Below are 12,324 nucleotides of genomic sequence, written 5' to 3' on the forward strand. Positions count from 1 at the left end.
CATGCCAGCAGTTAAAACAAATATCGACCAGATTACGCACCTGTCCACCGGCGACTTTGATCACTGGCTGGGCGACTGGGACGCCGACGGGATTGTCAATATTGACGATCCCAATCCGCTTACTCCGGGCGATACTGCCCCGGTTTCTGAGGCCGAACTGGCCCCGCAGATCAAGGCAGTGATTGAGGCGAAAAACAACTACATCCCAGCCCTGAAAAAAGTTATGAACGGACTTATCGGGATGAATTTAGCTATTGTCGTCAAGGGGCGCATTAAAGAAGTGTATTCCACTTTGGGTAAACTCATTCGCAAGCGGTTTCCATTTACGGAAAAAATAGCCACCAAGTCTGGAGAAAAATACACCACAGGCCTGACCGATGTGGCGGGTTGTATGGCGATTGCTGAAATGCAGGAGCAGGTGGATCAGATTGTGAAGCGCATACTTTCGGGCGAATTAGGTGAAGTCTGGGAACACGAAGACAAATATAAACATCCGGCCAATGGCTACCGCGCCCATCATTTTATCCTCGTAGTGGACGAGCAGTACCCGGTCGAAATCCAGGTAAAAACCAAACGCATGTCCATGATTTCGGCGGCCTCGCACCAGCCCTATAAAGTGGGCCAGCTTAACGGAGCCTTACTGGAAGAATTGACCCAACTCGCATGGAAAGCCGACCAGGGCGACGCCGAATCAGCGAAGAAATTGGAGCCGTATTTGGCCGACCTGGAAGCCCTTGAAACCCAGCTTACTCTTCGATCCAATCCAAGTGGAGAACTTCAGCAACTTCAGGCGGATTTTGAGCAGACCATAGGCAAACTGGCACTGGCGTTTCAGCTGGACAAGTTTCCGGCGGAGCATATGCAGGAAGCCCTGGAACTATTTCGGGCACACGGTCGCATCATCGGCGTCGATTTTGACGGGGTATTTAATCGAGCCTCTTCCAAAGAATTGCAGCCATCAAAGCAACCCAAAAAGAAATCAACCCAATCAACTTTTAGGTTTAGCGATACCGAGCTCTCCGATTATGCGCCCATCAAGCTAACCGCTTCCGAGCGTCGCAAGGCCAACGAAGCGGCTATCGCTGTACTTCAAAAAGAAGACCGGGCGATTACCAAATCCGATATCGAGGTGCTACGTTCGTACACCGGGGCCGGTGGTTTAGGCTATACCGAATCCACCGAGCAGTCCAAACGTGGCCTGCTAAATGAGCACTACACCTCGTACACCGTGGTCAAACTCATTTGGGACAAGCTTCAACAGATGGGCGTTACGGGAGGCAATATTTTAGAGCCGGGAGCTGGCGTGGGCAACTTTGCAGGATTCCTTCCCGACCGCGAGAAATTCCGCATGGTTATGATCGAACGATCGGCCATCAGCTCACGCATAGCACGTCTTTTGTACCCGATGCAGACCGTGAGACACGAGAATTTTGCGGACACCGATCTTTCCCTGTACAACCTTACCGGTGTGGTTGGAAATGTGCCTTTTGGCGACCTGAAAATTCATACCACCCGCGACCCGCTGGCTCCGCTTAGCCCCCGCATTCACGACTACTTTATACTTAAATCACTGGATGCTCTGAAGCCCGGTGGGTTTCTGGCCGTGATCACCTCAACCGGCACAATGGACAAAAAAGACCCGTCCATTCGGCAGGCTATGATACAACGTGCCCGCTTTGTCGGGGCCTACCGGTTGCCTTCCACGGCGTTTAAAGACAACGCCGATACCACCGTAACGACCGATATTCTCTTTTTCCAAAAGTATGGGGAGCACCAAGGAGCAATCCATCCGGATGTGGACTCCAAGCTCAACCGACTTTTTGCACAGGAAGATCTGATTGAAAGTCAGGTATCCTATAATGGTGAAACCTATACCGCTTTTTACAATCCCTTCTTCAAAGAGCATCCCGAGCATGTGTTAGGCGAACATATTCAGGGGCATCATGTACAGTTTTATTCCCGTATGGGCGTTAAAGGCGAGCTTTCCGAAAACCTTATTCAACAAGTGCTTTCTGACGGTCTAAGCTTTCCTTACGCGCTTCCGGGCGAAATGCCGCTCTATAACATTCCCGATGATGGCATTATGCTCGAGCTGACACGACCCTACCATCCGGGGAATATCGTCTTCCACGAGAACCATTTTTACGAAAAGCAGCGACGGTTTTTCAAGCGACTTACCCTCAAAGGCGGCACCGGACTGGAGGCCCGAATTGCCTCCGCTTGCCTGCTGCTGGATAAATACGACGATTATATCACGGCACTGGCGCAGGAAACGGGCGAAAAAGATGCCCTGCGAGCAGAATTCAAGCAGCTTTTATCGGGTCACATCGAGCAGTACGGGGTTCCCGATGAAGACGAAGACATTCGCAAGATGTTCAAGTTTGACAACCGGCTTTACAAGCTCACGACCCTGGTGAAACGAGACCCGCTTAACGGGGAACTGGTTTACGCCGACATTATCGACGCCGATTCCATGTTCAACCGCAACTACGTACCAGCGGTAAAGGATTCGGACGATCTGGCTGAGCTGGCCATGTTCGGGCGCAGTATTGGCGAGACCTTAGATCTTGACTTCTACCAGTCGGTGTACAAAGGGGGAACATCCAGCAAAGAAGACCTGGAACAAGCATTGGAAGATCACCCCGATTTTTACTGGAATCCGGCCACTTCAAACCACGAGTTTCGCTACCAGTACCTTTCCGGCAACGTGCGAGAAAAACTGCAACTGGCCCAGGAGCACGAGCTGGAAAAGAACATCGAAGCCTTGCAAGCGGTCGTGCCTGAATGGATCGACGTGTACAACATTACCGTGGACCCGCAGCACGTGTTTACCTACCTGCCTGCCAAAGCCATTGAAGAGTGGATTGCTGGTGAAATGAACTATGATAAGGTGGAAACCGGTCTGGTCAAAGACAAAGCAGACTTGGGCAACCGGTTCTACATGAAGCTGCGAAAATGGGGCCGGTATATTTCCCCCGGTGATGAAACGCAAGACGACATTAACCTCGGCTGGGGCGAGACGCCATTCACCAAAATCATCAATTCCTACATTCAGGACAGCACGTTTCCGCTTAAGTTCTATGATGAGGACGATACCCTGATGCCCTCGATGACGCTCAAAGAAGCCCAGTCGATGAAAGGCGAACGCGGCCAGATGCTTATTGAACGGGCGCGAAAAATACAGCGCCAGAACAACAACCGGATGCTCACGCACGTGCCCAAAAAGTTCAACAACTGGGTGCGCACCAAAGCTTCATCTGAAATTCGGAGCCTGATCGAAACCGCCTACAACCAGACCTATAACGCCGTAATCAATCCACCTTTTGACGGGCGCACCCTTCGTGTTCGCGGCATGAGCGATACCTTCTACGGGGTGAAAGACTTCACCGTGTACAAGCACAATCGCGCTATTGCCGAAAAGTTGGTCTGGAACGGCAAGGGTGCCAACTGCCACGATGTGGGAGCGGGAAAAACACTGGCCTCTATTATCACGTCTCAAGTACTCCTCCAGCAGGGAGCCGCTCGAAAGCCCATGTTTGTCGTGCCCGGCAAAGTGCAGGAAAAATGGGTAGAGGAATACCTGATGCTATTTCCCGACGCCAACGTCCTCAATATGAAAATGGCCTCCGGCGACAAACACAAAGAACTTACAATGGCCCAGATTTACAACTGGGACGCCATCTTTATCGCCGACCACGCGTTTAAATCGCTTCCTCTATCCCCAGCTGAGCAGGCCCGAGTTTACACCGAGCGCATCGACTACTTCAACCAGATGCTGGAAAATTTCGAGGATCTGCTTGAGGAAGACGAGGCTATCTCGAAAGCGGCTAAAACCTCCATGATGAAACGCATGGAAAAGCAGATGGAGCAGTGGGAAACCAAGCTTCGCAATGTGGCCCACGCCAAACGCCTTGAAACCGATATTTTCTTTGACGAGCTGGGCGTGGATTGCCTGTTTTTTGACGAGGCGCATTTCTATAAAAACGCTTTGGGATCGGCTAAAGCGGCCAAATTGGGAATCTCGGCGAATAAACCTTCCCAGCGCGCTGAAGACGCCCTGCAAAAAACGCGGTGGCTGTTCAGCAAAGTGGGCCATAAAAACGTGTTTGTGCTTACCGCCACTCCCGTGGTGAATTCCCCGGTCGAAGTGTGGCACATGCTTAACCTGTGCGCCCCGGATCTGCTCGCCAAGTACGAAATCGAAAACCTCGACAACTTCATTAACCTGTTTGTCCGGGAAGAAGAAAAGATCGTTAAAAAGACCAACGGGGAATACCGCTCCGAGCGCGTGGTGGCCGGGTACTACAACCTGCCTGAAATGCGCAAGATCATTGACGAGGTGATGGACATCAAGAGCTACGATCAGCTCATCGGATTCTACAAAGAGTTTCCCGACTACATTCAGGACGAATCCGGAAACACGGTCAATGGTAAAGACGGAAAGCCCAAGGTGCTCCAGCCCAAATTCAAGCGCCCCAAGGCCAGCACTCGCAACGTGATTATTGAACCCAGCGAGCTGCATAAGCTGCTTTTTGATGACATTATCCTCCGAGCCAACGAGGTCATTGCCTGCATGAAAGACCGGCAGTGTGAGACCCGCGACAACTTCCTCGTAATTACTGGTGATGGCAGCAAGATTGCGACCGACCTGCGGGTGTACGACAAGGATTTTGAAGGTATTGATCGCTCCTACCTCAAGCTTGGAGCGATGGTTGAAAACGTGGCCGCTTCTTATGGTGCCCGTTCCAATCCGGCTCCCGAATTGGTGCCGGAAGATGTGTACGGCGACTACTTTCACCGGCCTGGACGAGGACAGATAGCTGTCACTCCTCCGCACCTGCGCCAGAACCCATCCCATATTGAAGTCATTACCAGCAAGGGCGTGGTAAAAGAAAAAAGCGGCTATTGGGTGGTATGGGATGAGAAGAAAGAAATTTATCAGCCCCGGCATATACTGGAGCCCAAAAAATCAGAACACACATGGAGCGAAGGCATCTTTGGCAGCGAAAAAGAAGCTACCCAGCGCGCCCAAAAGCTCAACAAAGAATGGGAGCAGATTAAAGCCAGCCGTTCCAACCCGAATAACCCTGCCATTCGCAACCAGATTATTTTCTGCGACTGGATCAGCCTTCATCAATCTCAGGGAGGGAGCTTCCATCAGCTCATCAAATCCGAGTTGGTCAAAGCTGGAATCCCCAAAGAACAGATTGCGATCATCAACGGGGCAATCATTGGCACCGGCAAAGACGGCAAAGACTATTTTGTGAGCAACAAAGACGACAAGGAAGCGCTTAAGAAAGAAGTGCAGGATGATTTTAACCAGGGCAAGTACCGGGTGGTCATTGGCAACCAGTCCATTGCCGAAGGCATGAACCTTCAGAAGTGGACCACCGACATGCACCATATGGACGTGCCCTACACGCCTTCGCAAATCCAGCAGCGCAATGGGCGCGGACTTCGTCAGGGGAACCAGTACCCCGAAGTACAGATTCATTACTACCTGATGCAGGACTCCTTTGATCAGTACCGCCTCGAACTGGTCTCCAAAAAGCAAAGCTGGATTGATGACCTGTTCTTTGGCACCGGGCGTGAAGTCTCTACCGGTGGCGACTCAGAGTCACTGGAATACGAGCAGATGGTCGCCGCGACCAACTCCGATCCGCGAGTAAAACAATTTTTCGAAGCTTTAGCTCAAAAGAACGTACTCGATGACCGGATTGACAACCTGGAATCTGAAGTACAACGACTACAGGCCAGCCAAACGCAGGCGACCACCGATATCCAGACGAGACAGGATCGCATGAAAAGTGTGGTAGAGCGGGAATCGGCTTTGCAAAACTCGAAGCTTCCCGAAAGCGCTGATATAGCCCTCAAAGAGAACCTGTTTGACGTGCAGTACGGGTGGAACGGCGAGCCGTACCAGCTTGATATCCAACTAAGCGCCGACTCCAAACGCATTTCCGGCTACCGCATGAAAACAGTCCTGGACGTGCCCGAAAACAACGCCAATGGGCGCGTGTGGTTTCACCTGATCCCGGACAGCAATATCGCTGACCGCTCGTTTTACAACAAGCAGACGTGGGGGTCGATCAAGCGCATGGCCTCCAAAGAGCTTGGCAACGCCTTTGGGTGGACGCTGGAAGAAAAGACCGGGCAAGGAAAATCCATCTCCGGCAACCTTGGCAACATCATTGCCACGGAGGAAGATTTTTACAACCAGTACGGCATCGACATTGAAGCCGAAAAAGCCCGAAAAGACGAGGCCGGAAACGAGCAAAGCTTCAAGGCCATCAAAGAAACCGCCGGGATGTTTACCATTAAAAAGTGGCAGCCGATTATCACCAGAAAACTGGCTGGGCTATTCCTGGAACTCGAAAAAGCGTGGATCAGAACCTCTGAGAGCCGCATGGAACTGCTTAGCACTGAGCTAAAGCAAACCGAGAAAACCCTGGCCGAACTTCAAAAGGTGCTGGCAGGTACCAAAACCGAGCTGGAAGCGGCCAAAATCGCTCGGGAGAACAACCAGAAGACCGTGATCGAACTCAACGATGTGGTCAACCAGCTGGTGGCGGTGAGTTACGATGACCGCAACGAGCTCTACGAAGAAATCAACCGCATCGCCCCGAAATACAAGATCCGAAAGATTATTACCGTCCGTGATGTTGGGGCGCTGAAAGGCAATGCCCCCAAAGGTTCGCCCCAGCTTCGCGAAAACAAGGCAGATACGATTCCAGCAACATCGCCAAAACGGCATGGCGTACTCAAAACCCTCTACGAAGAACCGCTGGTGTATTCCGGCATCGTCAAAGAGCTGGAGTACATCGACGCCAAAGGCTACATGCAGCGCATCCAGGCCGAATCCGATGATCTGGCCATGATCATAAACGCCAAAGGCACCACTATTTATGTGTTTCCAACCAGTTTAATGAGGCTCTCCAAGGGAGCCTACAACAACCCGAAAGCCGCTGAAATGTTTGAGGAGTTTCATCATTTCCCGGCAGACGACTACGATTATGAGCTGTTTCCGCCTGCGGGTGAGAAACTGATCAGTGCCGGTTACGCTGACCGCATCATGTATGTGAGCGATAAGATTATCTACGCCGATGACGAAAAAGGCAAAGACAATCACTATTTCCACTACTTCGATGCGGGCAAGCGACCGGTGTTTAAATACGGTGATGTGTACATCATCGCTAACGTCAACATAGACGGCAGGGGCATTCTTAATTGAACCACCCGCCAGAACAACGAAGGCACCTATGAAAGAACGCGTGTTCGCCAAGAACCCTTCCGAGCTACAAATCATCGAAAACCCAAATAAACGACGCAGTACCATGACAAAAGAAAGCAAAATCACTACCGAGAAGGCGGTCTCTGAATTCAAGCAGCAGGCTATCACCGCCGGATACATTCTTGGTGGACAAGCGGTGGCCGCCCAGATGAATGCCCTGGCCGTCCCCATGCTGACAGGCAACGCTTCGGCTACCATTCAACAAGCAACCAGAGCGGGCATTCCGCTCACTGCCGGTGTACTCCTGACCCTGATGTCTAAGAACAAACACGTTCGAGGACTGGCCATGGGTATGGGCGTGCAAGGCGTAATGGAAGTCATCAAATTTATTATGCCCGACTGGACGCCCCAGCAAGGCCTGATGGACGGATCCAGCTACGTGTATGACAGCCTGCCTGAAATCCAGGAAAAAACCCATCACGTTGAAGACGTAGAAAACTCGTTGGATGTTGATAACACCATCGAAGTATAGCGTGACCCACACTCATAGCTCTGTGTTGCAAAAGGGGTACTGGTAATACCGAAACGGCAAACCGCCAACTTCTAAACCTTTTAACACACCATTATGAGCAACAAAATCTCCAAAAAAGCCCTAGTTCCTGCCACAGCCCGTATCAAAACCTATTTTGACACCCGAAAAGTGCAACAAAACCAATCCGTCCTTAATTTTTTCCCAGCAAATGCTGACCGTAAGCTCACGCGGGACAACTATGTGAGCAATCCATTTCCCGGAGCCATGAAGCGCCGAATTCTGGGCTTGTCCTTTGAACTCACCAAGCAGTTCATCGAAGACGACGCCGCAAACGGCATCGACGCGCGTGCCATTGTAAACGGGCTCAAAGACGCCGCCATCCTGCTTCAGGCGGACAACGACAACAAGGAATTCCTCCGTGCCCCCATGAGCGAGTTCTCCAATTTTTCCGGTACAGGTATTCAGTTTACCTCAGCCACCAACAACACCGCTGACGCCTTGGCCGAATACCGACGACTGGTAACCATGAAGTCGGCAAGTGAGTACCGCCTGGCCGACCCGTTTGACCTGGCCATCAATCAAACGGTATCTCTTGCCGTCCATTTTGATGATGCTTCGGTATTTCCTACCTCCGAAAACTGGAATCAATCCGGTCAGGGAGAGTTATGGCTCCGGGCTTCCCTGGTAGTGGCAGAAGTTGAGTAACCCATCCCGTCCCGCCGGTTCCGGTTCTCTGGTTCCGGCGGGATTTTTTTAACGCAAATCTTTTCTACCACTAAGCAAGCCATGAAGATTATATCCAATTTTATCCCTCCTAAAGAAAGTTCGGCCTACAATCCGGCCAAATCGGTCGATGTGCAGCCCGGTGCAACGGCTCACCTGACTATGAACGGCATGGGTGGAGAGCGCTACGGCATCCGAAAGATTCTTCCGTTCAGCGCCAACATGAATACCATTTTGATTTCGGCTCGTCTGAATGAAGACCTCTACCTGTTTCGAGATGTCCAGCTTTCTGTCGTGCACAACCTGTTCAGATCCATAGACGGGCTATTTGCTCCCTTCATCATTCAGAAGAACAACCATATCGTGTTTGAACTCACCAATACCGGTGCTGTCAAACAAACTGTCAACATTCAGCTTGTGGGCTATGACCAGTTTGCCCTGTCCAAACTCAGCGCGGCCTACCAGCAGGTTGGAGCTTCGGTTCCCGTGCCCCGGTTCCTGTATGGCCATAGCACGGTTCCAGCTGGTGGGCTCAACATTGATCTGGGCGTGAAAAGCAAAAGCGTGGACGTGCAGGTTCGGCGCATGGCCATGAGCAGCAACCAGCCCGGAGCCATTACCGCCTCGATGAAAGTGTACAACACCACGGTTCGCGATGAAGTGTTCCTGGAACAGGTGAACGACGAGTTCAACGACAAGTACATCAACGTGCCTTTTGTGGTGGGATCGAACGTGCCCTTTGACGTGTACGCTTCCAACTACGGTGCCCAGCCCGCTGAGGTAAGTTTCCTCTGCGAGAGCTACGTGCAGCCGAGAACCGGATTCACCCCAGCGGATTAATCATGCTAAACGATCTGATTAAAGTACTCTGCGAGCTGGCTGCCAACGTGGAAGCGCTGGTAAAAAACCTGCAAAACACGCAAGGCGCACAGTCCAGCCAGGCGCGGATTGCCTCCTCCATATCCCCGGTAATGAAACAGGGCGAGCAGCCCGTTCGCCTGGTCAACGAAAACCCGCACCGGCTTGGGGTGATTATCCAGAATAGCAGCGAAGGCGAGCTGATGATTGCCATGGATAGCCAGCGGATCTCGGACAAGTACTACACTTTCAAACTGCGAGCTGGTGAAACACTGCACTTTGATCTTCGCCGATTTGGCGAGCTCTACAAAGGCGGTTTTATGGGTCTGTGGGATGAAGCCACGAATCCCGGAGCCGAATCCAAAGCCCTGGTAACCGAAATCTTTTGGACGAGCTAAGATGAGCAAAATTAGCGGTCAGGAATTTGGCCTTAACGAGGCTTTTAAAATGCGAGTCGTGAGTGGAATGCTTGTGGACGGCTCCATTTTGATCTCGTGGGCCACCGGAGAACCGGCATCGAGCCAGATTGACTGGGGCTGGGACGATTCAGTACCGTTTCAGACACCGGAAGTTCACGCCGAACCGGAAGAAATGGTGCGCTATCACCAGCTCTTCCTTCCACAAACCTTGGTCGATCAGCGGCATTATTTCCGCGTTCGCTCGCGAACAGAGCACGGTAAATCGGGAATCTCGGATATCTATATGGTCGTGGTTCCTCCGGATCTGGACATAAAAAACCGGGGCCGAATGGCTACTGAGATTGAGTTGGAACTGGTGCTGGTCAAAGCCACCAATATTGACTGCACGAACTTTCCAGTCACCTCTTTGTCGGGTTACCGAACCGAGCCCATTGCCTCGGGGCAACCTGCCTTGATTGAACATGTAAACACCGAGCCGTCTGCCTTGGATAAAGTCGCCACAGCGAGTCCGGATACTAACAGCTCGCTGTCCACCAGAATCACCTATACCATTACATAAACCCATATTTGCATAAACAAACCCCCATGAAAACCATCACAACGGATTTAAACGTCGGAAAAACGGCAAGCGGTCTTGACATGTACTGCGACCTCTCCCTGGAACAGCGGCACCTGTACCGCATGAAATGTGAAAGCTTTGTTGGAAACCTGCTCAAATGGATGCGCATTCAAATGGGTAAAACCAATCAGGACGAGTACTGGGATGGCTATAATACCCGAAAGCTCATCGCCAATATCATTAGCATCGTGGTTTCCGGTGATGATTTGATTATAGAGCTTTCCGATTACCACGAATACAACACCGTGGATCACGACCTGATTACTATTCAGGGAGTTATTGGTCTGGAGGGATTAAACGGGGTGTACTATCACGACAACACCAAGGGACCGTTTCCACTTGACCGCCATAGCCGGTACAAGTATTACATTCGCGGAATTGTTCCACACCTGACCGGGGTGTGGGATGGAAATTCAGGAGTTTCAATAGCGGCTAAATACCGAATCCAGTGGGCGTCTAATGATTATCACTTGCCAATTAACTGGAATCCCATTATTGGCATGAGCAATCAGGCCGTGAAAGCCTCAGATTTATGCCTTCCTGGGTATTTCAAGCGGGGGTGCACCCAAGGTGCTGTGTCCATTACTTCGCTGATTACCGACCAGGAAAGTTCCAAGTTTACGCTCTCGCGACCGTTCACGAACATGTCTGGAGCTATTCGGGACATTAAGGAAATTGGGATCATGTCCGGTGATTACCGCAGCGCCTATATGCTAATGGCTCGCGACGTATTAGGGGCCCCGATTAGCCTTGGAGACACCTCCACCTTGTCGCTGGATTACGAGATTATCTCCATGATTGAGAACTTCAACCAGGACACCGATGCTGGTGGCACTAACGGCGGGTGGACCGAGAACTTTATGTACATCCTGCACCGGATTGCCAATCCCAGCGCCCAGTACAACTGGGAAAACGAGTTTCACTTTACCGCCGGTTTAGGAGGCGGTGGTACGGGTGTGAATTTTAGTTACGACCGAAATCTACATGGTTGGCAATTTGGCGTTCGCGTAGGCGAGTCCAACAAATTTGTGTCCATGACCGACCAGTCGCTTACCCCTGACAGCGCTGAAATCAATGGCATTCCTCACGGGTATGGCGATGGAGAGCTAGTGCATCACGGCACGCATATCGGAGAGCTGGTGATCGATGATGTGGCCAACGAGGTATACTTCCCGGTGGAACGCATTTTTGAAAACCGGGGCACAACACCAATTACCGTTCGTGAAATTGGCTTGTTTGGCAATAAAAACAACTCAAGCAATATTTCCCCACACCTTTTAGCTCGAAAAGCGCTGGCACCGGTCGATCAGTTTACAATCGGAGCAGGTGAAACCGCTAAGGTCACTTTCAACTGCAAGGCCATTGTATAAGTGAGTAGTGCGCTGTCCATATCCTCCCAGCTCAGCTATCTTCGGGTCAATGGCATTCTGGGGCATTTCTATGAGGCTTCTCGGGTGCATAACGTGCCCGTTTCCCTGCTGTTGGCCATCGCCTCCAGGGAGAGCCATATGGGCTTAGCCCTCGATAGCAACTGGACGGGCGATAATGGCAATGGCATCGGCATCATGCAAATTGACCGGAGGTATCATTCGGGCTTTACCAGCTCCCATGCCAACAGCGACCACCGCGCCAACATCCACTATGGCAGCAAGTTCCTGGCGGACCTGATCGGCAAGTTTGGCGGTAAGCTCACCCCAGCTGTGTCCGCTTACAACGCGGGATACACTAAAGTCAGAAATACCATTAGTGCCGGCATCGATCCGAACCTGGTTACCACCGGGCAAAATTACGCCTCCGATGTGCTTCACCGCCAAGAAATCGTGGAATCGGTTATGGGCATTTCCAAAGCGTCCACGGCCAGCATGGTACTTTTGCCACTAATCATCACAGGATTTATTTCCTACCAAATCTTTAACTCTCAATAAACCACCATGAAATCATC

8 protein-coding genes are annotated in these 12,324 nt (G+C 51.4%); all 8 read left to right on the top strand.

Annotated elements, in window-relative coordinates; genetic code table 11:
- Position 1 precedes the first annotated feature (1 nt).
- The 8 genes from B151_RS0114980 (at position 2) to B151_RS20510 (ending at position 12,307) form a co-directional block, all read left to right on the top strand.
- A complete protein-coding gene (locus B151_RS0114980) occupies positions 2-7,231 on the top strand; it encodes a helicase-related protein (RefSeq protein ID WP_020404464.1) in 7,230 nt (2,409 codons plus the stop codon).
- A gap of 28 nt (positions 7,232-7,259) precedes the next feature.
- Complete coding sequence (locus B151_RS0114985; RefSeq protein ID WP_020404465.1) at positions 7,260-7,763, top strand: hypothetical protein; 504 nt, start codon at positions 7,260-7,262, stop codon at positions 7,761-7,763.
- A gap of 93 nt (positions 7,764-7,856) precedes the next feature.
- Positions 7,857-8,468 carry a hypothetical protein gene (locus tag B151_RS0114990; protein WP_020404466.1) on the top strand — a complete coding sequence of 204 codons (612 nt, stop codon included), beginning with the start codon at positions 7,857-7,859 and terminating at the stop codon, positions 8,466-8,468.
- An 81-nt stretch (positions 8,469-8,549) separates the two neighbouring features.
- Positions 8,550-9,326, top strand: a complete 777-nt coding sequence (locus B151_RS0114995) for an O-fucosyltransferase family protein (RefSeq protein WP_020404467.1) — start codon at positions 8,550-8,552, stop codon at positions 9,324-9,326.
- Between the two features lie 2 nt (positions 9,327-9,328).
- Positions 9,329-9,742: a hypothetical protein gene (locus B151_RS0115000; protein ID WP_020404468.1), complete on the top strand. Its 414-nt coding sequence runs from the start codon at positions 9,329-9,331 to the stop codon at positions 9,740-9,742.
- Position 9,743: 1 nt separating this feature from the next.
- A complete protein-coding gene (locus B151_RS0115005; protein WP_020404469.1) occupies positions 9,744-10,322 on the top strand; it encodes a hypothetical protein in 579 nt (192 codons plus the stop codon).
- An 80-nt stretch (positions 10,323-10,402) separates the two neighbouring features.
- Positions 10,403-11,752, top strand: coding sequence for a hypothetical protein (locus tag B151_RS0115010; RefSeq protein WP_157471062.1), 1,350 nt, complete (start codon positions 10,403-10,405; stop codon positions 11,750-11,752).
- Between the two features lie 93 nt (positions 11,753-11,845).
- Complete coding sequence (locus tag B151_RS20510; RefSeq protein ID WP_425402418.1) at positions 11,846-12,307, top strand: transglycosylase SLT domain-containing protein; 462 nt, start codon at positions 11,846-11,848, stop codon at positions 12,305-12,307.
- Positions 12,308-12,324: the final 17 nt, after the last annotated feature.

Origin of the sequence: Gracilimonas tropica DSM 19535 (assembly GCF_000375425.1) — a bacterium.
Taxonomy (GTDB): domain Bacteria; phylum Bacteroidota; class Rhodothermia; order Balneolales; family Balneolaceae; genus Gracilimonas; species Gracilimonas tropica.